30 protein-coding genes are annotated in these 20,415 nt (G+C 41.3%); 16 read left to right on the top strand and 14 right to left on the bottom strand.

The window, feature by feature from the left end; all coding sequences use genetic code 11:
- Window positions 1–24: 24 nt before the first annotated feature.
- Entirely contained in the window at window positions 25–738 is a 714-nt protein-coding gene (locus NKMY2_RS06355; protein WP_042686101.1) for a hypothetical protein, read from the bottom strand.
- Between the two features lie 88 nt (window positions 739–826).
- Window positions 827–1,399 (bottom strand): hypothetical protein, encoded by a 573-nt coding sequence (locus NKMY2_RS06350; protein WP_042686099.1) that lies wholly within the window; start codon window positions 1,397–1,399, stop codon window positions 827–829.
- 116 nt (window positions 1,400–1,515) lie between these two features.
- On the opposite strand from NKMY2_RS06350, the gene NKMY2_RS10895 reads away from it, so the two are divergent.
- Window positions 1,516–1,686, top strand: a complete 171-nt coding sequence (locus NKMY2_RS10895) for a hypothetical protein (RefSeq protein ID WP_177316524.1) — start codon at window positions 1,516–1,518, stop codon at window positions 1,684–1,686.
- Window positions 1,687–1,696: 10 nt separating this feature from the next.
- On the top strand, window positions 1,697–2,290 hold the full coding sequence (locus NKMY2_RS06345; RefSeq protein ID WP_042686097.1) for a tetratricopeptide repeat protein: 594 nt from the start codon (window positions 1,697–1,699) through the stop codon (window positions 2,288–2,290).
- On the opposite strand, the gene NKMY2_RS06340 is transcribed toward NKMY2_RS06345, so the two are convergent.
- Window positions 2,287–2,763, bottom strand: a complete 477-nt coding sequence (locus NKMY2_RS06340) for a tetratricopeptide repeat protein (protein WP_042686094.1) — start codon at window positions 2,761–2,763, stop codon at window positions 2,287–2,289. The genes NKMY2_RS06345 and NKMY2_RS06340 overlap by 4 nt on opposite strands.
- 81 nt (window positions 2,764–2,844) lie before the next feature.
- Window positions 2,845–3,072, bottom strand: coding sequence for a tetratricopeptide repeat protein (locus NKMY2_RS06335; protein ID WP_042686091.1), 228 nt, complete (start codon window positions 3,070–3,072; stop codon window positions 2,845–2,847).
- Window positions 3,073–3,175: 103 nt separating this feature from the next.
- Between NKMY2_RS06335 and NKMY2_RS06330 the strand changes: the two genes are divergently transcribed.
- Window positions 3,176–3,577 (top strand): response regulator, encoded by a 402-nt coding sequence (locus NKMY2_RS06330; protein WP_042686086.1) that lies wholly within the window; start codon window positions 3,176–3,178, stop codon window positions 3,575–3,577.
- Here NKMY2_RS06330 and NKMY2_RS06325 read toward each other — a convergent pair.
- Window positions 3,567–3,803 carry a hypothetical protein gene (locus NKMY2_RS06325; RefSeq protein WP_042686081.1) on the bottom strand — a complete coding sequence of 79 codons (237 nt, stop codon included), beginning with the start codon at window positions 3,801–3,803 and terminating at the stop codon, window positions 3,567–3,569. The two genes, NKMY2_RS06330 and NKMY2_RS06325, sit on opposite strands and share 11 nt — an antisense overlap.
- Window positions 3,804–3,923: 120 nt before the next feature.
- Here NKMY2_RS06325 and NKMY2_RS06320 point away from each other — a divergent pair, with 120 nt between their 5' ends.
- Both NKMY2_RS06320 and NKMY2_RS06315 read left to right on the top strand, forming a co-directional pair.
- A complete protein-coding gene (locus NKMY2_RS06320) occupies window positions 3,924–4,361 on the top strand; it encodes an Lrp/AsnC family transcriptional regulator (RefSeq protein WP_042686287.1) in 438 nt (145 codons plus the stop codon).
- Window positions 4,362–4,404: 43 nt separating this feature from the next.
- Window positions 4,405–5,007: a DnaJ domain-containing protein gene (locus NKMY2_RS06315; RefSeq protein ID WP_052347568.1), complete on the top strand. Its 603-nt coding sequence runs from the start codon at window positions 4,405–4,407 to the stop codon at window positions 5,005–5,007.
- Here NKMY2_RS06315 and NKMY2_RS06310 read toward each other — a convergent pair.
- Together NKMY2_RS06310 and NKMY2_RS06305 are read right to left on the bottom strand one after the other, a co-directional pair.
- Complete coding sequence (locus tag NKMY2_RS06310; protein WP_042686077.1) at window positions 4,996–5,394, bottom strand: hypothetical protein; 399 nt, start codon at window positions 5,392–5,394, stop codon at window positions 4,996–4,998. The genes NKMY2_RS06315 and NKMY2_RS06310 overlap by 12 nt on opposite strands.
- 49 nt (window positions 5,395–5,443) lie before the next feature.
- Window positions 5,444–5,674, bottom strand: coding sequence for a hypothetical protein (locus tag NKMY2_RS06305; protein ID WP_042686073.1), 231 nt, complete (start codon window positions 5,672–5,674; stop codon window positions 5,444–5,446).
- A gap of 224 nt (window positions 5,675–5,898) precedes the next feature.
- Between NKMY2_RS06305 and NKMY2_RS06300 the strand changes: the two genes are divergently transcribed.
- On the top strand, window positions 5,899–7,227 hold the full coding sequence (locus NKMY2_RS06300; RefSeq protein WP_042686070.1) for a hypothetical protein: 1,329 nt from the start codon (window positions 5,899–5,901) through the stop codon (window positions 7,225–7,227).
- Window positions 7,228–7,289: 62 nt separating this feature from the next.
- Entirely contained in the window at window positions 7,290–7,715 is a 426-nt protein-coding gene (locus NKMY2_RS06295; RefSeq protein ID WP_052347567.1) for a hypothetical protein, read from the top strand.
- Here the strand turns inward: NKMY2_RS06295 and NKMY2_RS06290 are convergent.
- Both NKMY2_RS06290 and NKMY2_RS06285 read right to left on the bottom strand, forming a co-directional pair.
- Entirely contained in the window at window positions 7,696–8,781 is a 1,086-nt protein-coding gene (locus NKMY2_RS06290) for a hypothetical protein (protein WP_052347566.1), read from the bottom strand. The genes NKMY2_RS06295 and NKMY2_RS06290 overlap by 20 nt on opposite strands.
- Window positions 8,782–8,812: 31 nt before the next feature.
- Window positions 8,813–9,388, bottom strand: a complete 576-nt coding sequence (locus NKMY2_RS06285; protein WP_042686066.1) for a hypothetical protein — start codon at window positions 9,386–9,388, stop codon at window positions 8,813–8,815.
- A 69-nt stretch (window positions 9,389–9,457) separates the two neighbouring features.
- On the opposite strand from NKMY2_RS06285, the gene NKMY2_RS06280 reads away from it, so the two are divergent.
- Window positions 9,458–10,738 carry an MFS transporter gene (locus NKMY2_RS06280; protein WP_042686277.1) on the top strand — a complete coding sequence of 427 codons (1,281 nt, stop codon included), beginning with the start codon at window positions 9,458–9,460 and terminating at the stop codon, window positions 10,736–10,738.
- A gap of 105 nt (window positions 10,739–10,843) precedes the next feature.
- Window positions 10,844–10,990, top strand: a complete 147-nt coding sequence (locus tag NKMY2_RS10770) for a DUF5679 domain-containing protein (RefSeq protein ID WP_238549796.1) — start codon at window positions 10,844–10,846, stop codon at window positions 10,988–10,990.
- A gap of 18 nt (window positions 10,991–11,008) precedes the next feature.
- Here NKMY2_RS10770 and NKMY2_RS06275 read toward each other — a convergent pair whose 3' ends face one another.
- Together NKMY2_RS06275 and NKMY2_RS11085 are read right to left on the bottom strand one after the other, a co-directional pair.
- Entirely contained in the window at window positions 11,009–11,260 is a 252-nt protein-coding gene (locus NKMY2_RS06275) for a hypothetical protein (RefSeq protein WP_042686063.1), read from the bottom strand.
- Between the two features lie 156 nt (window positions 11,261–11,416).
- Complete coding sequence (locus tag NKMY2_RS11085; RefSeq protein WP_420887351.1) at window positions 11,417–11,590, bottom strand: hypothetical protein; 174 nt, start codon at window positions 11,588–11,590, stop codon at window positions 11,417–11,419.
- Here NKMY2_RS11085 and NKMY2_RS06270 point away from each other — a divergent pair.
- Together NKMY2_RS06270 and NKMY2_RS06265 are read left to right on the top strand one after the other, a co-directional pair.
- Complete coding sequence (locus NKMY2_RS06270; protein ID WP_042686060.1) at window positions 11,556–11,750, top strand: hypothetical protein; 195 nt, start codon at window positions 11,556–11,558, stop codon at window positions 11,748–11,750. The two genes, NKMY2_RS11085 and NKMY2_RS06270, sit on opposite strands and share 35 nt — an antisense overlap.
- A gap of 135 nt (window positions 11,751–11,885) precedes the next feature.
- Complete coding sequence (locus NKMY2_RS06265) at window positions 11,886–12,176, top strand: hypothetical protein (RefSeq protein ID WP_157832473.1); 291 nt, start codon at window positions 11,886–11,888, stop codon at window positions 12,174–12,176.
- Between the two features lie 34 nt (window positions 12,177–12,210).
- Here NKMY2_RS06265 and NKMY2_RS06260 read toward each other — a convergent pair whose 3' ends face one another.
- On the bottom strand, window positions 12,211–12,768 hold the full coding sequence (locus NKMY2_RS06260) for a hypothetical protein (RefSeq protein WP_042686055.1): 558 nt from the start codon (window positions 12,766–12,768) through the stop codon (window positions 12,211–12,213).
- A 434-nt stretch (window positions 12,769–13,202) separates the two neighbouring features.
- On the opposite strand from NKMY2_RS06260, the gene NKMY2_RS06255 reads away from it, so the two are divergent.
- From NKMY2_RS06255 to glnA, 5 genes are all read left to right on the top strand, one after another.
- A complete protein-coding gene (locus NKMY2_RS06255) occupies window positions 13,203–13,457 on the top strand; it encodes an Lrp/AsnC ligand binding domain-containing protein (protein WP_042686053.1) in 255 nt (84 codons plus the stop codon).
- 131 nt (window positions 13,458–13,588) lie between these two features.
- Entirely contained in the window at window positions 13,589–15,121 is a 1,533-nt protein-coding gene (locus NKMY2_RS06250; RefSeq protein ID WP_238549790.1) for a KamA family radical SAM protein, read from the top strand.
- A gap of 44 nt (window positions 15,122–15,165) precedes the next feature.
- Window positions 15,166–15,924: a DUF432 domain-containing protein gene (locus tag NKMY2_RS06245; RefSeq protein WP_157832472.1), complete on the top strand. Its 759-nt coding sequence runs from the start codon at window positions 15,166–15,168 to the stop codon at window positions 15,922–15,924.
- The gene (locus NKMY2_RS06240; RefSeq protein ID WP_052347564.1) at window positions 15,924–16,796 is read left to right on the top strand and encodes a mechanosensitive ion channel family protein; all 873 of its coding nucleotides are present in this window, start codon (window positions 15,924–15,926) and stop codon (window positions 16,794–16,796) included. Before NKMY2_RS06245 ends, NKMY2_RS06240 begins: the two co-directional genes overlap by 1 nt.
- Window positions 16,793–18,268: a type I glutamate--ammonia ligase gene (glnA, locus tag NKMY2_RS06235; RefSeq protein ID WP_052347563.1), complete on the top strand. Its 1,476-nt coding sequence runs from the start codon at window positions 16,793–16,795 to the stop codon at window positions 18,266–18,268. Before NKMY2_RS06240 ends, glnA begins: the two co-directional genes overlap by 4 nt.
- A gap of 137 nt (window positions 18,269–18,405) precedes the next feature.
- Here glnA and NKMY2_RS10765 read toward each other — a convergent pair whose 3' ends face one another.
- Both NKMY2_RS10765 and NKMY2_RS06230 read right to left on the bottom strand, forming a co-directional pair.
- Window positions 18,406–18,579 (bottom strand): hypothetical protein, encoded by a 174-nt coding sequence (locus NKMY2_RS10765; RefSeq protein ID WP_157832471.1) that lies wholly within the window; start codon window positions 18,577–18,579, stop codon window positions 18,406–18,408.
- A gap of 75 nt (window positions 18,580–18,654) precedes the next feature.
- Complete coding sequence (locus NKMY2_RS06230) at window positions 18,655–20,373, bottom strand: DEAD/DEAH box helicase (protein WP_042686051.1); 1,719 nt, start codon at window positions 20,371–20,373, stop codon at window positions 18,655–18,657.
- Window positions 20,374–20,415 lie beyond the last annotated feature (42 nt).

The raw sequence follows: 20,415 nt of genomic DNA, 5'->3' as shown, positions 1-20,415 counted from the left end.
TAAAATAAACTGAGTGCAGGCAGATCAGTTATCAGAGGTGCTGTCTGCAGATTTTGGCTTTGCCTTTGCCAGTGCAGCCTGCTGCGCTTTTTGTGCCTTCTTTTCATACAGTTCCTTTATGCGCTCTTTTGCCTTGTCTTCGAGTGCTTGTCTTTTCTCTTTGATTTCGTCTGCAGCCTCTTGACGCTTCTTTGTCAGTTCTTTTTGCAGCGCTTGCTGGTCAAGCAGTGTTTTTTGTTTTGTCTCCTTTAGTTTGAGATCAAGTTCTGCTTTTTGTTTTTCAATCTTTACCTTTGTGTTTACTTGCTTTTGCTCGTCAAGCATTTGTTGTCTTTTTTGCATCATTTCATCGACTTGTTGTTTGGCTCTTTCTTTTATTGCCTTGATTTCATCTAGCTTTTCCTGCTTTTTTGCAAGTGCTTCTTTTCTTGCGGCGTCCTTTTGTTCCTGCAGTGCCTTTCTCTTCAGGTCCAGTTCCTTTTGCTGCAGCTTTTTCTTGTCAAGGACCTCCTTACTTTTCTTCACTTGATCGTCTAAGAGCGCCTTTTGTTTTGCCTCAATTGCCTTTATTTTTTCTTCCTGGATTGACTCAAATTCACGTATTCTTTCAGAGGCCGTCTGTTTTGCAGACTTTACATCGGTTTTAGAATCGGCAGATTCTGCAGCCGACAAATTATGTGGAATCGCAATCAGAGATGCCAAAAGTAGAATCGACACAGTAATTCCTATTTTTTGCACATCATAATATCACGCTTTTACTATAAATTAGTAACTGCGAAACAATTCTAAATTCAGATTATAAATTAAAAAACTGCGCCACTTTTGGTTATGGATTTGCAGATGTGCTGTTTGATACTGAAACTTTGATAGATTCAGGTGCAAATGCTTTCACAGATGCCATCTTTTTTGCAAGTGCTTCTCTTTTTTCTGCCACTTTTTTGTCATGCGCCTCCATTTTTTTTGCCATCTTGTCTTCGAACTGGGCCCTCAGCTTTGCCATCTTTTCTTCAAATACGGCTTTTACATTAGTCATTTTTTGCTCGGACTTTGTTTTCTTTTCTGCCATCTGTTTTTCTGCTTGTGCACGCCTTTCTACCATCTTTCCTTCTTTTGCTTCTCTGTGCTCTTGCAGTTTCTGTGCTCTTTTCTCAAGAATGTCGTCTAGTGTTCGTTGCTGTTTTAGTGATCTTTCTTTGAGCGCTAAGACTTTGGCGTCAACTTTTGATTGAATCTTTTGTTTCTTTACTTCCATTTTTTGTGTCATTTGTTCTATTTTGACATCGGTGTCTGTTGATGTGGCATTTGAGCCGGCATCAGTTTGCGCAAACGAAAATCCAATTGGTCCAACCAGTGCTGCAGTTAACAGCAATACTGATGCCATGAATCCCAGTTTTTGCATACCTGTATGCGACTTTAGACGATATTTAACACTATGGAACGCCACGTATGAAAAAACGACCATGCCACCCCAAACACACGTGAAGGATTAAGTAGGTTTTAAGACAAACCAATTTCATGGTGCTCCCAATTGTCGACGAATACAAGCCAAAATGCTACATTTGCAACAATGCATTTGAGACAATAGAAAAGTTGCGAGAGCATCAGGAAACGTCACATAAGGAATTTGTAGATCATCACGAGTCGCACAGGCGAGAGCCGGCACCTGGCGACGTAACAGTGTTCTAGTTGGTTTGAAATGTCAGTTGAAGAAATGCTAGAAGACGCAAATCGCTTGTTTCTGAAAAAGAAATTTCACGATGCGCTGTCAATGTATGACAAGGTACTTGCAATCAATCCAAGGCAAGTGGTTGCGCTAAACAACAAGGGATATTCGCTTGGCAAGCTAAAGGATCACGAACGTGCAATACGGTGCTATGACGAGGCGCTGCAAATCACCCCAAATGACAAGACTATCCTGATAAACAAGGCATCGTCTCTAAGAAAGATGAAAAAATACGGGGAGGCCATCAATTACTGCAATCAAATACTAGAGGAAAACCCAAAAGACGCCATCGCGTTGTACCATAAAGAGCGAATTCTGTTTTCCCTAGGAAACTACAGGGATTCGGTTTATTGCTGCGATGTCATTTTAGAGGGACATTCAGAAAATGGCGACGTATTGTTTGACAAATCAGCCAGCCTTGCAATGCTAGACAGCACAGAGCATGCCCTAGATACGCTAAGGGAGGCAGTAAGGGTTTCCCGCCAGTTCAAGATAAAGGCAAAGAACCACAAGGCCTTTGCAAAATTATACGACAACCCCAGATTCTTGCAACTAGTATCAGACTAGGACTTGGACTGTCTTAGCAGATTCTGCGCTATTTGCTTGTTTATGAGGGCAACGTCATAATCCTTGTCTATTCTCAGCGCCTTTTTGAAATATTTGAGTGCGTCTTCTACTGAGCCCATCTCTCCAAGGGACAGCCCCTTGTAGGCAAGTGCCATCGTGCATTTTTTATCAATTGCGATTGCCTCGTCGTATGCCAGAATTGCTTTTTGGAACTCGCCTAGCCCGTGCAATACAGAGCCCTTGTTGACAAGGGCCGTGATGTTTTTTTTATCAATCTTAAGCGCGTTTTCAAAGCATAGCAGTGCGGGTTTTAGCTTGTCAAGGTTTTGCAGTGCCACGCCCTTGTCAATTAATGCATTGACATTGTTTGGGTCCATTCTCAGTATGCGATCATATAGATTTACTGCCTTTTCAAAATCACCATCCTCACACAAATCAAGGGCATGACTCAAAATCTTTTCAATGTTATTCAATTCCGTATTTACAAATGTGTTTGATTTAGATAATAATTATTCTTTTGTCAACAACAAAGACACATGCTCTTGATATGGAATCTATGAGGAGTGCCTGTCTGCAGGGTCCATCTCAAGGGACTTGTTAAAACATTCCAGTGCCTCGTCGTACCTGCCAAGGCTTCTCAGTGCGGCACCTTTTTGATTCCAAATATCAGGATCGTTTCGGCTTAACAAAAGGGCCTGCTCAAAATACGCCAGCGCATCCTCAAAGTTTCCCTCGACTAGCAGAGCCTTTCCTTTTTTCACCAGTTCGCTCACATCAGGCATGCAATATCGTTTGTGATTCTTCCTATACTAGGTTTCTGTGTTATCATTGTGTGTTTGAATAGAACAGACTAGGGTTAAAACGCCAAACGGTAAAACCATAGGCATGAGTTTGAACATACTCATTGCTGAGGACAATCAGTTTACGGCAACCCAGTATGACAGAATTTTGAGAAAGTACGGCCACAATGTCGTCATAACAAGGGACGGCTCAGAGTGCCTAGAAAAATACCGAAATGAGCTCAAAAAAACAGAGTTTGACTCGCTTGACAATAACCCGTTTGATGTCGTAGTATTGGACCAGTCCATGCCAAAAAAGTCAGGCTCAGAGGTGGCAGAGGAGATACTTGAGGCAAACCCAAGGCAGAAAATAATATTTGCGTCAGCCTATGCTCTTACTGGGAGCGACAACACAAAGCAGCTCAAAAAAAAGGTAGATTTTTTGCAAAAACCATTCTCACTTAGGGATTTTGTGCAAAAAATAGAAGGCGAAAACCTCAGCGAGTAAATTTTTCACATGTGCACGACTCTACGAGACACGAGTCGTAGTTTCTAATGTGGTCATTGAGCAAATGCTTGCAGTTTGCGTTTTTGCACATTCGCATACGTCGCTCTTTTTGGATGATTTTTTGTGCAATGGCGTTAGCCTCTTCCTTTGAGTAGCGTTTTTTGTCAATGTAGTACCTGAGGATTTTGCCGTAAAGGCGGTTAATGTCAAAATATTTTTCAATCATGCTTTCACAGTTTATGATACGTGGATGATGAATTTAATCTAGATTAGGGGTAGAGTAAAAAAGTATTCAAAAAAACACGGCAAGGTTTAATATTTGTAAATTCCATCATGGATCACATTGCTGGATAAAACTGACATAAAAATTCTAAAAAACCTGCTAGTCGATGCGAGGTTGTCATCAAGGCAGATGGCGCTCAAGCTAGGCATGTCCACAGTCACCATCCTGACTAGAATCAAAAAGATGGAAAGAGAAAAGATAGTCAGAGGATACACCGCCATAATAGACCATGAAAAGCTTGGCTACGATCTTACAGCAATAATTGAGATTTTTACAAAGAAGGGCAAAATGGTAGAAATTGAAAACGAACTGTCTAGCCTCGAGAACGTTTGCGCAGTATATGACGTGACAGGAGAGTCAGACACTGTAGTTGTTGCCAAGTTCAAAAACAGGGAGGATCTGAGCAAATTTGTCAAGTCATTGTCCTCAAAGCCAAACGTAGACAAGACGGTGACAAACATAGTTTTAAACACGGTTAAAGAGGATTTCAGGCTGGTTTAGGAATACGGAATATTAATAAAATTTTAAAAACAATTCAGCTTAAATGAAACTTTTCATCCTATTTGCATTTGCGGCATTCTTGATGGCGCAGTGCTTAGAAACACCACAGTTTGTAAACGCTCAACAGCCAGACCCAAGCCAAGCCCCGCGCGGCTCAGAAGAAATTTCAGAATACTACAATGTGAAAGATGTACAGATGGCACTTGTAATAATGGCAGTTGCAGTAGTCGGTTTGTTTCTGTATCTTGCACGCGACATAATTCTTAGAAGAAAAACAGGATATGAGGAAAAGGATTTGGAGTCCAAGCGGAACAGGGACTATGAAAAGTATCACTCCCCGTGGAACGAAGACGAGGATGACTTTATCTCATCTACAAAAAAGAGCAAGGACGCAGAAGAGTTCAGAAGGCAGGTACAAGAGTCAAGCCTACCAGACTACTATGCCATGCTCGGGGTGCCAAACGATGCAGATCAAAAAATGATCAAAGCAAGGTTCAGGCAGCTTGTAAAAGAACTACACCCAGACAAGTCAAAGGACGAAAAAACAGCCGAAAGGCTAGCGGAGATCAGCAAAGCATACAAGATTTTATCGGATGCGGAAAAAAGGAAAACATACGATGCGTACTACAAGGCATCAGTCGGATAGTTCTGCGCCGACGACGACAAGATTTAGCTCAAGGCCGCCTCCACGCTGCACATAGTTTGTCAGGTTTGCAAATAACGTAGCTTGTTTTTTTGTACCGCCAGATTCCACGTCGGTCAAAAACTCGATCCGCTCAAAATCAGTGTTCGGCCCAAGCATTGTTTTAGAGAGAACGGACGACAGCGCAGCATCTGAGAATTTTGCCCTGATTTTGTACTCTTTCAAATTTGAAAAATACACTCCGCCACGCATTGTCGGTTTTGTCACAGGGGTTTGCATGTGCGCAATGTCAAGTGATTCCACGGGATAGTTCGCCCCGCCAACTGACATTGTAAATCGCAGTTTGTTTTGCTGATCAACCAGAGACGAGATTACCTGCGAGTCATCCATATCCATGTGGTGAAAAATTTGGGGTTTTGAGTTTTGCTAATTCGTGCACTCACATCTCAAGTACGCCAGACTGCAAGACCTTTAATTTTAGCATGAGATCGATTTTTACCTCCTTGCAGGCAATTCTCGCCTCGGACTTGGATACGTCAAAGTCATTTTGGATTGCGGCATAGATTTTGTTTTTGTCAGAGCACCCTTCTTCAAGAAGGTGCAGTATTTTGGATTGGATTTGGGATTTATTTGGGGATTTAATTTTGATTTGAGTTTGTTTTGTGCTCATGATACACTACGAATCACTTAGTAGAATACCGTGTGTGTGTTCATACGGCATATCAAGCTGTTTGACTTGATCAAAAACACAATACTTGGTATGCCGGACGGATGTGACGATGTCTTTTAATTTGAAATTCTTGCATAAAAACCGCACAGTACTTTGTAAAATTTACAAAATCTGTTTGAATTATTAGCCACAGATTTAAAACTGAGTGGATTATCGATAGATTATTGCAATTGTTTGCTAATCCACAGACTCTTAGAAATGAAATCATCAACCTATCGGTTTCATGCGGATTGGAAAAGCCCTGTTATACGCGCATGCTAGATTACACCATAAAGCTCTTCGAGTCCCAAGGACTTGGGAAAGACTACTACGGATACCACAACATAACGCACGAGCTCGAGGTAACGTACGTTTCCATGATTGTCCTAAATTGGAAGAGCATACTAAACAACGTGCGTCCTGATGATTTTAAGTACCTTTACGCGGCTGCACTGTTTCACGATTTTGACCCGCAAAAAAGCGTAGACAAGCCACACGAGGACAACGTGATCAGGTTTCTAACGCACGATGGCAGTGTAAAGCAGCTTTGCCATGATGCGGAACTTGATCTTAATATCGTAAAGGCCCTGATTTTGCGCACCACGTACCCGTGGGGCGGCAAGCTCAAAGAACGTGCGGAAAAACAAATTCAGGAATGCTTTAACGAATCGCCAATCACAAAAGACAATCCGCAAATGCAAGAATACTTTATGAAACTGGGATGGCTGCTCTCAATAATTGACAGGGTGAGCGGGTATGCGCTGGGAGACTTTGGCAAGGCGATGGACATGGCAAAAAAGAATGCTCACGCGCTGGCATGGCATCCTTCATTTATAGTAAAACGCTCAGTTGCGTATTTTGAGGACCTGCTAAATGACGAGGCAGAGATGTGCGAGACAGTCCTCAGGGCACTCCCAAAGCACATGAGAAAAAACTTCATGGACACGGTGACGGGATTTTTGAATTTGAGGCAACAAGAAATAAAGATCCAATCAGATTACCTATACGAGAATCTAAGACTGGTTCCAAAAATAGAATCAATGAAGATAAGGGACGATTCGGATTTTGTAAAAACTCTAGTAGAAATATACAATGAACTGCCAATGCCCCTGCAGTTTGACAGAGAGCATTTTGAGAGAACGATGAGAGACACAAAGACCATTCTCAACACATTGCGACTTGGGAGTTCCGATGGACCGATAATTGGTTTTGCAAAAGGCGGGCCAATAGAAAACTACATCTTGCGTCCCGAAATAATAGACGAGAATTACGGCAAGAACAACACGGTGTTTTTGGAGCCAATCGCGTTAAAGATGGGCTACTGGGGACTGCGAGGTGGAAGTGAAATGAGGCACCTGTTCACAATGCAGGCGCATTCGATGAACTACAAGTACCTGACAAGCTTTGCCCTAAGGGATGTAATTCAAAAACGAGTCGACGGCCATGAAAAGGCGGAATTTGTAACCAAATTCGACCCAGAAAGATGGGACTATTACAGAATAGATCTGACGTAAAGGCAGTTTTCACAGATGTCTCCATGCAAACTCTTTAGTATCCTACAGATTAGTATTCATGCGTGCTAGAGAAAATTTTGATTTTTGGCATATGTGTTTTAGTTTTAATCACAACGCCGCACGCCTTTGCACTAGACGGGACGAGTCGTGCAGAGCTAAAGAACGTGCGGCTGGTAAACGCATTTGGGGAGGCATCAGCACAGAACATCAACACCAATCAGCAGGTACAGATTTCAGCAGACATTACAAACATGCAGGGCCAAAACCAGGACTTTGTATACATAGTCCAGGTATTAGATCAGAACAAGGTTCCAGTTCAACTAACGTGGATTAAAGCGTCGTTTAAGGCGCAGCAGACTTTTTCGCCGGCGCTTTCCTGGGTCACAGACAGGCCTGGAACCTATACTGCCCAGATATTTCTCTGGGACAGCATACAAAACGCAAGTGCGTTGGCAGCAAGATCAGAGATCAAGATAACGGTGAGCTGATCTCCTGACGCCTTATGGAATTTATCATCCTATGACAGACCAAAGCGCCGACTAGACCCATTACGATACACGGAACTGCGATGAGTGGGTAAACTGACAAAACCATATCAAAGTAAATTTTTGAAGTCATGCTGGCAGAGACAATCTGGTTTGTGTCTATTTTGTTGTACACGTGAGTGATTAGCGGGTAATACACAAAATAGCCAAGCATTCCAAAAACTCCAGCTGCAAGATAGGTGCGCATTTTGTTTTTAGTCATCATCAGCACCAAATCACAGAGAACTATTGGGATTATGGTAAACAAGTAAAACGGAACTGTCGGATGCAGCCAAGGATTTGGGATGATCGAAGTCATCATGTTAATGACAACTAGCGTAGCACCAGTAGTGGAGATAAAACCGAATTTCCTGTCATTTACAAGATATGCCATGTGCAGCATGAGTGAAATCAAAAAAGGAAACGCGATTGTTGCAAAAATCGCTCCAAAGACAGGGTCTGGATTAAAATCAAAATAATCAGTTTGCGAAAAGGGCAACGAAAACGAGAAAAACAAACCAGTCACAGACAGCCATACCGGAATGATGCTAAGTACAGTCAGAATGTTTTTTGACACATATGATCTACTGACAAAAACCGCAGAGTTTTTTGCAATCGAGATAAACGAGCCTATGCTGGAGAACACCATGCCGCAAATCAGTGCAAGGTGGGGCGGACTGAGCAACCCGTCCAATCCAAAACTAGAATGCCAGAGAAAATCAAACGGCCCTGCGCCAAGCAGCAATACGATTCCAACCAGTATTAATTTTATCGAGAACCGGTTTTCTGACTTTATTTCTTTTACAGACATTTTCAGCATCACAAGTGCTGCCCCAAACAGTGCAACCATCACCCCGGAATAAAGGACGGCGTGCGGAGGAGCAAAAAACGTTTCAGGTCTGTTTAGCAAGTGGTTTGATATGTCCCAGCTTCCGCCAGTAGTCACAATCAATATGCCAATGCTGATCAAAATGTTTCCAAGAAAAAACACCCGGTAGTTTTTTGCAGAATCGGTTTGGGAGTAATTCAATTATTGTAATTCCCCTGTTGGTTTATGTAAATTATTGGGAAACCATTACAGAAAAAGATTCCACATACTCGTTTTGATGATCCTTTATTCCAGAATGTGGATAATGTGAATACTCAGTAGTGTGAGGAATTGCGACAGTCTTTACAAATACCGTAAAATTTCCTACCGTATCTGGAGTTACCTTCAATTCCACGGAATAATGAGCGCCCGGAGTTACTGGCCTGCTGTACGCCTCAATTGACGGATATTGCGCCAGGACCAATTTTGTTCCACCTGAATAAGCATAGCCGATTTTGTCTCCAGTTTTTACATACCTTGGAGACTGGGTAAAGTCATAGCTGACAATTTCCACATTGCTTCCTATCTTCGTCATGTTTGGAAACGCAATTGACACTATCTGTATGTCAGATGCATCATTAGAGTTGCCTGAATATACCACAATGTCAAAGGAATCTCCAAGACGGATGTGGTTTGAACTTATTTTTGCATCAAAGCTTGGCTGAGGCTCAAGGGTCGGAACATCTGAATATTCTTGAGGAACCACAAATAGGACGATTCCAAAATAAGACGCAAGGCCTGCCAGTGTGAGAATTAATGCAATTTTCACTCATTGTGATTTTTTTGTGCCAGTTAAAAATTCTAGGACTAAATAATGGGACATACCGCCAATGGTCTGTTGAGTCTAACAGGCGCTCAAAAGAAAATCGCGGTTGGATCTTTTCTTGGGTGGTCACTTGATGGGTACGACATAGTTTTGATGCTTCTTGTCATCCCATCCATCAGTCAGCTGTTTTTCCCATCTGACAACCCAGTTTTTAGCATAATGGCAACATTTGCGTCATACACAATTACTTTGATAATGAGGCCTCTGGGATCGGTGATTTTTGGAATTTACGGCGACAAGTTTGGTAGAAAAAGATCAATGATGATTACAATTCTCGGCTTTTCAGTTGCCACGTTTGCAATCGGCCTGTTGCCAACATATGCAGCCATAGGAATCATGGCCCCAATTCTTCTTGTGATGATTCGCCTTATTCAGGGAATCTTTGCAGGTGGGGAATGGGGCAGTGGCGCAGTCATAACAATGGAAAGCGTTCCAAAGCAAAAAAGGGGGCTGATATCAGGGTTCTTGCAGAGCGGCTTTTCGTTCGGATTTTTGCTGGCAGCGATTGCCTTTGAGATCACAACTTGGATGTTTCCCGGGCAGATGTTTGAGGAGATAGGCTGGAGGGTCTTGTTTTTCACAGGGATAATCCCAGGCTTTGTGGCACTGTTTGTCAGGTTAAGCATGAATGAATCCCCGTTGTGGGCTGAAAAAAACAAAGCAGGCGCACTTGAGAGATCGCCACTGAGAACCATAGTCCTGGGCAAGAAATACAGAAAAGAGTTCTTTTTGTGCGCAGCCATAATGACGGGCCTGGTTTACATGTATCACGGATCCATTAGCATTTTGCCCACATACCTGCAGCAGTTTGGAACATTTGACAAAGGAGACGTTGCAAGAATCATGATCTATGCAACTGCGTCATCTTGGATTGGAATGATAGTTACGGGCTGGCTTTCTCAAAAAACAGGAAGAAAAAAAGCAATGCTGGTTTTTGTCATGATGTCAGTTGCATTGTCAGTGCCGCTTGCAGATGCAATCTTAAACAAAACGAATCTTGTCATCATATACATCGTAGTGTTTGCTTTTGTTGTGTCAACTGCATCAGGTCCAGTCCCTGCGTTTTTTTCTGAAAGATTCCCAACACAGGTAAGAAACAGTGCTGCTGGTTTCTCATACAATGCAGGATTGATTTTCGGGTCATGGTCTCCATTGATTGCGCTGAGTCTCATGTCAAGTGTTGAGAAAAGCATGATTCCTTTTGCGCTTGGCGCAAACATAATCATCGGCGCAGTAATCGTCATCGTGCCAACCATGCTTAGTAGGGAAACCAAAGACGACGAGATGGAATGACAGTCATCTTATAAGGAAAACGGCGCAAAAATTGGATCGCAGTCCACCTAGGTGTGAAATAATGTTCACAGCATTCTAGTAATAGAAGATCTGGCCATTAAGGACATCATGATAGGCTATTGCGTAAAATGCAGAGCAAAACGCGAGATGGCAGGTATGAAACCAGTCACGCTCAAGAACGGAAAACCGGCGACAAAGGGAACGTGTCCTTCATGTTCCACAGCCATATTTAGAATAGGAAAGGTAGCGTAGCCTTTTCCTGCTACTTTTTTAGTAATACCACTGATCAGTAATTCCGTTCCACAGGGAGCGGAGCGGCAGCGGATCTTTTGCGATTTCTTCTTTGATGCGGTTCTCTAGTGCAAAAAACATGTTTTCAAGTGCGTCTACTCCGCCGTCTGCATAAAGCTCCTTTCCAATTTCTGTGATTCGCTCTTTGGTTCTAGGTACCTCAGGAGAATTAGGATTTTGAAGGCACAGGGTTAGCAAATCAATCATTTCTTCTTCAAGCATAAAGTCCATGCATAAAATAGATTTTACAATATATTTAAAGGACGCTGGTAACGTCTTAGTCGATCAAGTTATCACGTGGTTAAAAGGTAGCAATATAGCATATTGACACTTACAAAATAAAATCATCTCTTCATCAATGTAAATTAGCACACAAAAAACAGTGCATTAATTGCTCAAAAAAGCACCCGCGGGACTAAACTTACTCAGGTATTGCATTTGCCGCCTTCCAAGATTGTTAATATGGCCCGAAGTTTTTATGATTTTTTGCTCAGCAAGCTTTCTTATCCTATAATACACAGTATTAATGGGTATTTTTGTCTCCTTTGAAATTTGGGACACCGATTTTGGCAAATCCGTAATCACGCAAAGAATTCTCAACGAGGTTACATCGAAAAATTGGTCGATCAGGCCATCAGGAATAGGTATGTCGATCAATTCGGAATTCTTTCCATCCGATGACGGCGCAGCGCTCGACATATTTGCAACTCATCGAGGATAAAGACTATCGTATAAAACAATTTTGAAATCGGTGATAAAAATACGTACAAAAAATTGCATTTGTTTACATTTGATTAGAATTCAGTCAGCAGTTTGGTCATACTTAACAGCAAGAAACCAACATGGAAAATCAGTCATGCACGAGAATACCTATGAAAATCCTAATGAAAAATATCAAAAAATAGGAGTCGTGGTGTTTTCCACAGGAATAGCACTATCAGCACTTGGAGAAACGATATTAATTGCAATTCTGCTCAAACTGCCACTGACAGTCATCCCAAAATTCATACTTGGAGACGGTGTGCCACTTTTGCCGGTTTTTTGCGTGGCATTTGGAAATTGCATGATGCTAATCGAGTATCAGTTGTTCAGAAGAAAGAAAACACATTGCAAAGATGTCAAAAAATACGAGATTTGGATCAATTGATAACGCATTTGCAAACTTTAGAGGCGCCAGACTATCATGCATCATCCGGATCATAGTCTTTTTTGTTTATTCGGTAAGAGACGGTATTATTTGTAATACTAAATTCAGCGTCACATCCCAGCATGCTAAATGAGGAGATATAGTATGTTTGAAAATAGATCGACCATTTCATTCCCATGTCATGCTTCATGATGAATTTGACATGATCATCTTCCAAAATCTCTGCATAGTGAAACCCAGAGGCTTTTGCCCTGCTTCTTAGGATTGATATCCATTCTTTTACATTAAGCTTGCCCCGCATAGCAAGAAGCATGTCTCTTGGCACATGTTTGCCGCTTTCTTCAGCTACTGCAATTATTGTAGCGTCATCCAGCTTGTCAAAATACGATATCAGGATATCCTTCGGAATTGGGATCCAGCTTGTCTTGGCAGCAACAACATCCCAATCAACTGCGTGTGAAAGTAATTGGTTTATTGCAGAATTAAGAGTGGTGTTTTCAGATTTAGCATAAGACCTTAATTTGTCAAGAGTCTGCTTGTTAATCCTGGCAGTAACAGTTTCGGTTTTTTCAGACTTGTAGTCATTTGTCATATAAAGATCAATTAACTAAGAATTTGATAGTTAATAGTTTTTTAAATCATTTAAATAAAATCAAAATTAGCATACAAATAATTACAATTGAGTACAAAACGTGAAGAATTAATCACTAATTTGATCACATTTAACAACTATCACCAGACTATGTTCAATATATTGCGTAAAGAAGAACGATTTTTGTCACATTATGATAACGATGGAGAAGGCATTGAATCCTAGGGCCATTTTATGCGAGTCGTGTCAAGGGCAGACTGGGATCTATGCAACTTGCTCAAGATGCATGCAGACAGTTGAACGAATGTGCATAAAATGCCTGACTGTAAAAAAATTGGCGTGTACGTGTTTTGACATTCGCAATACGTTTAACTTTGTCACATGATATCATGATGAAAAATATAGAAACAGATTTTGGAAAAAGGCGGATCTAAATGTCAGAATCAGGCCCAACCATGTTTGTCCTGATAAGCTGTACAGATGGAGAAACTGGCAAAACAATCGAACATTTGCAAAAAATTAGCTCAGTTAAGGAAATTAGATCTACTGACGGTTTGTATGACATCATCATCAAGGTTGAGTCAAAAACAGATGAAGAGTTTAAGCACATGTTTAATCATAAAATAAGATCATTGGACTCCATAAAGTACACAATGACATTAGAGGCCATAGATAGCACGACATACTAGGCCGCATCCGGTTTGTCATTCGTATTTGCAACCAGATTTCATAATTACAAATGAACACATCTGATTATAATTAACTCAGAATCAGCTACAGATTTCTCAACACTTAACAATTATGACGACATAGATCCAGCATGCAAAAATTTGATGATTTGTGGAACGAGTCAGACCCTCCAAAGTACAAATCGTATGGGATTAACAATTTTAGAGAAATTCCCCAGATGCGAAACATTTCTTTTGAAAAGCAGCGTGAGATGGAGGTAGTTGCCAATGTTTTACCCTTCAAAGTTAACAATTATGTTGTAGAAAACCTCATCGACTGGGACGATGCAGTAAATGATCCAATATTCGTTCTGACATTTCCTCAAAAAGAAATGCTGCGACCACAGCATTTTAAGGAAATGGTCAAGGCCATGGAAAACGGAGATAAAAAAACAATACAGACAACTGCAAATAAGATCAGATTACAACTAAACCCTCACCCGGCAGGCCAGATGGAGCACAATGTGCCACAGCTCAAAGACGGGACAAAATTGTATGGAATGCAACACAAGTACAAGGAAACGGTACTGTTCTTCCCAAGTCAGGGTCAAACATGCCACGCATATTGCACATTTTGTTTCAGATGGCCGCAATTTGTTGGAATGAACGAGTTAAAATTTGCAATGCGAGAATCCGAATTACTAGTCCAATACATAAAAGAAAATCCCAGTGTAACAGACGTGTTGTTTACTGGTGGAGATCCGATGATAATGAAGACCAAATTGTTCTCAGAATATGTCAATTCCTTGCTAGACGCAGATCTCCCAAATCTAAAAACAATTCGAATTGGAACAAAGGCATTAGGATACTGGCCGTATCGATTTCTCAGTGACGATGACTCTGATGAAATGCTACGATTGTTTGAGAAAATCACCAAAAGAGGAATCCATCTTGCATTCATGGCACATTTTAATCATCCAAGAGAATTATCCACAAAGTCAGTAGAGATGGCCATCAGACTGATCAGGAAGACAGGGGCACAGATACGTACCCAATCTCCAATTCTAGCACACATAAATGACAACGCAAAAACGTGGGCAGATATGTGGAAAAAACAGGTCAATCTGGGCTGCGTCCCATATTACATGTTTGTTGCAAGAGACACGGGTGCACAGCATTTCTTCGGGGTGCCACTTGTAAAGGCCCAGGAGATATTTCGTGATGCATATCAACAAGTAAGCGGATTATGTAGGACAGTCAGAGGCCCAAGCATGTCTGCAACGCCAGGAAAGATCCAGGTTCTCGGAGTCATCGATATTGGAAAAAAGAAGGCTATTGCAATGAGGTTTTTACAGGGAAGAGATCCCACTTGGGTACAAAAGCCATTTTTGGCAAAATATGATGAAAATGCAATATGGATTGATGAGCTAAAACCGTTTACGGGCAACAAGTTCTTTTTCGAGGAAGGATTTGGCAAGATATCATCGCAGAAAAAATCAGAAAATAAAGGGCATCTCATCAACAACATCATCCATAAATTTGGTAAAAAATCAGGCAAAATATCAAAAACAAACAAATTGCTAAGAGATGAGACCACAAGCATCATTGCGTTAAAGCGAAAAAAAGAGTTTGAGGACAGACAGGGATTAAACACTCAGCAAATAGGCAAAAAAAACTTTCCATAAAACAGACAAAAGCAACAATAAGGGCTAATAGAGATATGAAATCAGTGAGCAGCTCAGAGTCAAATAATTTCAAGTTTGGAAAACAAATTATAAAAAACGATACAACCCTAACCATATCAAAAAACAAGATACTATTTTCCAGAGTGGACAAGGACAAATTTTCTTATGTTAGAAACGACTCAGAGAACAAAACTACAAAGAACATAATCCATTGCAGAGCAGGAGATCTTGAAATCGAGATAGCACCGGTTCTGCCAATTCACCTACCTACATACAAGACAGATTTTGTTTTCATCAGATTCACAGACCCCATTTTCATTAGCGGTAAATCCACCACAGAATTAACAGTACCATTTCCCATAGAAATTGGAATATTTTTGATTAATGATGAACAGACGGACATGCTCGATTGTTTTTCGTGTGAGCCAAGCAATTCTAGGTTTGGCCTGTATGGTACGCCCGAAGAGGGAAGATTGTGCAAGTATGCAAAAACACCTTCATTTGTTGACAAAAACACACAGTCTCCCTTAGTGCACACGGATCTAAGAATCGCAGTCGAGAACGAATTAGAAGAGTCAGTACATGTCGGAAAAATCATCATTCCTGCATCAGACCATGATCTTTACTACAACGGTGAAAATGTGATGATGGATGAACTAAGGATCGAGATAAAGAACAGGGGAGGGCTGAAAATAATAGAAGTTGTGCAAAAGCCAATAGCAACGCCAGACAATTGGTCATTAGCTCCCAGAAATATTAAAAAAACAGATTACAAATTTTCCATGGAATGGGGGTTTAGTTAATGGTTTTTGAATTGTTTACAAATGCAACGTCCATCAACGTGATGGGAAAAGAAGTGTTCATTGACTCGCTGATAATTGGAATTCTAATCATGGTGGCAGGCGTCATATTTGCACGAGCAGTCAGCATCATATTCAAAAGATATGTTTCAGCAAACCTTCCAGAAAATACCGCGAAAAGCTTTCACAAAATAATCTATTACGGAATCATAGTTGTTACCCTTTTAGCTGTAATCACGAGCCAGGGGATAGACCTGAGCGGATTAATGGTGGCGGGAGGAATATTTGGAATAATAATTGGATTTGCGACCCAGTCAGTTGTATCAAACCTAATTTCAGGCATCTTCCTAATGTTTGACAGACCCGCCAAGGTAGGCGATTTAATTGAAATCACCGACAGCAAGGTTTACGGAAAACTGATGGACATTACAATATTCTCAACAAGAATAAAGATGTTCGATGGATCCATTGTTCGGGTTCCTAACGAAAAAGTATTCACGTCAGAGATACGGAATGTTTCAGGAAGCGAGATACGAAGGGTAGATGTCACATTGGGAATCGCATACAAGGAGGATATTGATCACGTAATCGAGGTAATCAAAAAATCCCTAGAAAGACTACCATTTGTGTTACGCGAGCCCGAGCCAGCTGTTTGGACTGAAAGTCTTGGGGATTCAAGCGTAAATCTAAAGGTGTTAGCCTGGATTCCACGGGACGAGTGGGACCAGGTTGGGCCAGTTTTGCTCAAGACAATTAAAAAATCACTAGATGATGAGGGAATAGAAATCCCATTTCCGCAGAGAATCATACATTATGCTGAAAATGCAAAGCAGTACGAGACAGACAAATCCACGGAAACGCATGAAAAGACATGAGTGACGTTACCGAAAATAACACGTCATTGGACAATGCGTCTCACGACATAATTAAAAAAATTGAAAACGACAAGATTGATTTTGTAAGCATGTGGTTTACAGACATATTTGGAGAGCTTCATTGTATTGGGATTCCATCATATTCCCTAAATGTAGAACACTTTAAAGACGGATTTGATAAACTTGATGCAAGTTCAGTTAGAGGGTTCAGCCCCATCAATAAATCAGATTTACTGTTGTTGCCAGACATTTCAACATACAAGGTTCTTCCCCCATACTATGATAATGAAAATAGAAGAAATGCGAGAATGTTTGTTGACGTATACGATGGAAGTGTCCAGAGCACAGATAGATACGGTCGAGACTCTAGAGGCATATTAAAAAAGACGAAAAATGAGATGATGGCGTTTGGTTTTACTGAAGCCAGGTTCGGTCCTGAAATAGAATTTTTTATTTTTGACAGTATCAAGTTGTTTCCATCGTCAATTGGCGCAATTCAGCCATATGGTGGAGCTGGATACCATATCGAATCAAAGGAGGCACCATGGGCAGACAAACACGTTGGAACGACGGTGAGCCTAAAAGACGGATACTATACTGCGCAGCCAATAGACACAACAAATTCGTTGCGAAAAGACATTTGTGATGATCTACACAAATATTTTGGAATGAGAATCGAAGCAGAGCATCATGAAGTAGCCACTGGTGGACAGTGCGAGTTGAATATTCGACATGATGAAATGACAGCCATGGCAGACAACGTAATCACCATAAAAAATCTAGTCAAAGTAAAGGCAGCTAGTAAGGACAAGATTGCAACATTTATGCCAAAACCAATTTACGGGGATAACGCTTCTGCCATGCACATTCATCAGAGCTTATGGCAGAAAGATAGAAACAGGATGTATGATCAGGACGATGAAAACGGGCTAAGTCAGATTGGTCGATACTACATAGGAGGGATTCTTTCTCATGCAGCATCACTTTGCGCGATTTCAAACCCAACTACCAATTCGTATAAAAGACTAATTCCAAATTTTGAAGCACCAGTAAACGTTTGCTGGGGAATAAACAATAGATCAGTCGCAATCAGAGTGCCAACATCGCATAACTCTGAAAAAAGTAAAAGAATAGAATACAGAATACCAGATGCAACTTCAAACATATACATTCTAGAAGCAGGCTTACTCCTTGCAGGTTTGGACGGAATTAAGAAAAAAATAGATCCGGGGGATCCCGTTGAAGAAAACGTATACAAATTATCAGATGAGCAAAAGAGAAACTACGGAGTTACGTCACTGCCACTTACATTAAAAGACGCAATAAATGCACTGCAATGTGACCATGATTTTTTACAGGCTACATTTACAAAAGACTTTCTTGATGTGTATTGTTCAATAAAACAGAAAGAATTTTCAGCGTTTGCACAAATTCCTACAGCGTGGGAAGTTGCAATGTATGCTAATGTCTAGTCGCCTAAACAAATATTCAATGCCGATAATCGGAAATTTGTTTTCATAGCAACATGGTTTCAAAAATTATCCTTCTATGCTAAAATCCAAAATTCAAGTATTCTCAACATTTACAGCAAATTTGAATAATTTGACAACTAGGCCACAGACTGTTTTCCGATATGCAGTTTTAGATCACAGACGGAGTGGATCGGGTCGTCTGCATAGTGGGCACATTGTGAACAAAGGAACTGGATTGGCTGGGTGCATACTTGGCAGTACTTTTTTACCTCCAGGGCGTTTCCACAGTTTCTGCAGCTATCTATTCTCAAGAATTACTCTTTGTAGGATCTAAGTATTTGATCTTTTGCATATAGGTGATATAGTGAAAGGGGTGATACGTAGAGCTAGCCTGTAATGGAGCGGATCTTGTCGTGGATTTGCGCCAAAATCAGTTCTGCCTTTTCTTTGTTTTCAAACGATTCCACCTTGTTGTCCATTATTGCGTCTATTTCGTAGCTCTTGTCCACAAGGACTCGCGCAACGTGTTCATCAAGTGTTCCGTTGCCCATCAGGTAGTAAGCAAATACCGTGCTCTTTTGCCCAATTCTGTGCAATCGGTCTTCTGCTTGCAGATGTATTGCAGGACTCCAGTCAAGCTCGGCAAATATCACATATTTTGCGCGAGTCAGATTAATTCCGACGTTTCCTGCGCGCAGCCCGGCAATCATCAGTTTGGTCTCGCCGTTCTGGAATGTGTCAATGCTGTTCTGTCGTTCCTTGTCAGACTGTCCCCCAATGATAGATGCAGGCTTGAACTCTGCAAGTGCTTGGTGGAGCAGCGAGTGGATTGCCTTGTGATGGCAAAAGACGACTACGCTTTCCTCGATTTCCATTATGTTTTTAACAAAATTAATCACGTGCGGCAGCTTGGCAACACCTGCCACCTGTCGCTCGCTTTGGATTGCTCTCTGATATGCAGTTGATGCGTCAAACGCATTCTGCGCTGCCTTTCTATCATCCTCAAGTTTTTTCCAGATTTTTTCAAGCTCCTTATTGTAATAATTGATGTCTGCGTCGATTATCTCCTTGTGCCGGATTTTTTCTTTGAGCTCTTGCAGCACGTCGGTTTTCTTTCTTCTGAGCATGACGTGCTTTTGCAGCATGTTTCTGAGAGACTCTCGCTTGTTTTCAAGTACGATCGCCTTTCCTTTTTCATTTATGTAGCAGAAATATTCGCAAAATTCCTTAAAGCTCCCAAGCAGTCCTGGGCGAAGGATGTCAACTATTGGCCAAATTTCAGAGCCGCGGTTGTATATCGGAGTGCCGGAAAGACCAATTCTGTACTTTACAGATTCCAGCGCGGAGAGTTTCTTTATCGCATGATATTTTTGCGTAGTTTTTGAGCGAAGATTCTGCACCTCGTCGCACACGATTGTTTTCAGGTTTAGCTTGGCCAGGTCCTTGTATCGCTTGAACAACAATTCATAGTTGATTATGTAAAAATCATATTTCCCCAAATCCTCGGATTTTCCAACGCGGATAATTGTCGAGGTTGGCGGTTTGTCATCAATCAGTCTGCCGTTTCTGCTTTTTAGTTTCAAAAACTTTTCAATTTCTCTCTGCCAGTTGTTCAGGGTCACAAGCGGGGCAACAATCAGTGCTGGAAACGTTCCTTGCTCTGTTCCGATATAGGATAATGTCTCGACCGTTTTCCCCAAACCCATTTCGTCGGCAAGCAGTGCGTTCCCAGACGATTTTATCAGAAAGTCAAGGCCCTCCCTCTGAAAGTTCAGCAGGTTCCCCTTGAACTGTTTTCCAGGGTTTGCCAGCTGCAGCTTTTCAATTCTCTTTGGCTTTTTTGGTTCAGGCTTTGTGGTGATTGGGAGCTTTTTTTGCCAAGTTGTCTTTGAGAGTATTTCAAGTGGGTATCTGTCCATTATCCATTTTATCTGCAGTACGTTTTTCGGATCGTCTGGGACTATTGCCTCAAACTCGCCATCGCCATACCACGCTTGTGGGATGATTCTAGACACCATTGCCACTGCTCGCTCCCCAGTTACCTTCCAGCTCCACGTGCCTGAAAACTTGTCCAGAACGTATTCTAATGTACCAAAGTTAGTCATGGTCGTCAATGATCTTCGTTGAATTGTTTTTTCTGTTTATGA

The organism is Candidatus Nitrosotenuis chungbukensis (assembly GCF_000685395.1).
GTDB classification, from domain to species: domain Archaea; phylum Thermoproteota; class Nitrososphaeria; order Nitrososphaerales; family Nitrosopumilaceae; genus Nitrosotenuis; species Nitrosotenuis chungbukensis.
This window is presented reverse-complemented; position numbering and strand designations above follow the sequence as displayed.

What these genes read in the sequence shown, in the direction of transcription:
- NKMY2_RS06350 (WP_042686099.1), bottom strand. Translation starts at nt 1,399, where the DNA reads ATGCAAAAACTGGGATTCATGGCATCAGTATTGCTGTTAACTGCAGCA.
- NKMY2_RS10895 (WP_177316524.1), top strand. Translation starts at nt 1,516, where the DNA reads ATGGTGCTCCCAATTGTCGACGAATACAAGCCAAAATGCTACATTTGC.
- NKMY2_RS06345 (WP_042686097.1), top strand. Translation starts at nt 1,697, where the DNA reads ATGTCAGTTGAAGAAATGCTAGAAGACGCAAATCGCTTGTTTCTGAAA.
- NKMY2_RS06335 (WP_042686091.1), bottom strand. Translation starts at nt 3,072, where the DNA reads ATGCCTGATGTGAGCGAACTGGTGAAAAAAGGAAAGGCTCTGCTAGTC.
- NKMY2_RS06330 (WP_042686086.1), top strand. Translation starts at nt 3,176, where the DNA reads ATGAGTTTGAACATACTCATTGCTGAGGACAATCAGTTTACGGCAACC.
- NKMY2_RS06325 (WP_042686081.1), bottom strand. Translation starts at nt 3,803, where the DNA reads ATGATTGAAAAATATTTTGACATTAACCGCCTTTACGGCAAAATCCTC.
- NKMY2_RS06315 (WP_052347568.1), top strand. Translation starts at nt 4,405, where the DNA reads ATGAAACTTTTCATCCTATTTGCATTTGCGGCATTCTTGATGGCGCAG.
- NKMY2_RS06310 (WP_042686077.1), bottom strand. Translation starts at nt 5,394, where the DNA reads ATGGATGACTCGCAGGTAATCTCGTCTCTGGTTGATCAGCAAAACAAA.
- NKMY2_RS06305 (WP_042686073.1), bottom strand. Translation starts at nt 5,674, where the DNA reads ATGAGCACAAAACAAACTCAAATCAAAATTAAATCCCCAAATAAATCC.
- NKMY2_RS06275 (WP_042686063.1), bottom strand. Translation starts at nt 11,260, where the DNA reads ATGGACTTTATGCTTGAAGAAGAAATGATTGATTTGCTAACCCTGTGC.
- NKMY2_RS06270 (WP_042686060.1), top strand. Translation starts at nt 11,556, where the DNA reads ATGGGTATTTTTGTCTCCTTTGAAATTTGGGACACCGATTTTGGCAAA.
- NKMY2_RS06265 (WP_157832473.1), top strand. Translation starts at nt 11,886, where the DNA reads ATGCACGAGAATACCTATGAAAATCCTAATGAAAAATATCAAAAAATA.
- NKMY2_RS06260 (WP_042686055.1), bottom strand. Translation starts at nt 12,768, where the DNA reads ATGACAAATGACTACAAGTCTGAAAAAACCGAAACTGTTACTGCCAGG.
- NKMY2_RS06255 (WP_042686053.1), top strand. Translation starts at nt 13,203, where the DNA reads ATGTCAGAATCAGGCCCAACCATGTTTGTCCTGATAAGCTGTACAGAT.
- NKMY2_RS06250 (WP_238549790.1), top strand. Translation starts at nt 13,589, where the DNA reads ATGCAAAAATTTGATGATTTGTGGAACGAGTCAGACCCTCCAAAGTAC.
- NKMY2_RS06240 (WP_052347564.1), top strand. Translation starts at nt 15,924, where the DNA reads ATGGTTTTTGAATTGTTTACAAATGCAACGTCCATCAACGTGATGGGA.
- glnA (WP_052347563.1), top strand. Translation starts at nt 16,793, where the DNA reads ATGAGTGACGTTACCGAAAATAACACGTCATTGGACAATGCGTCTCAC.
- NKMY2_RS06230 (WP_042686051.1), bottom strand. Translation starts at nt 20,373, where the DNA reads ATGACTAACTTTGGTACATTAGAATACGTTCTGGACAAGTTTTCAGGC.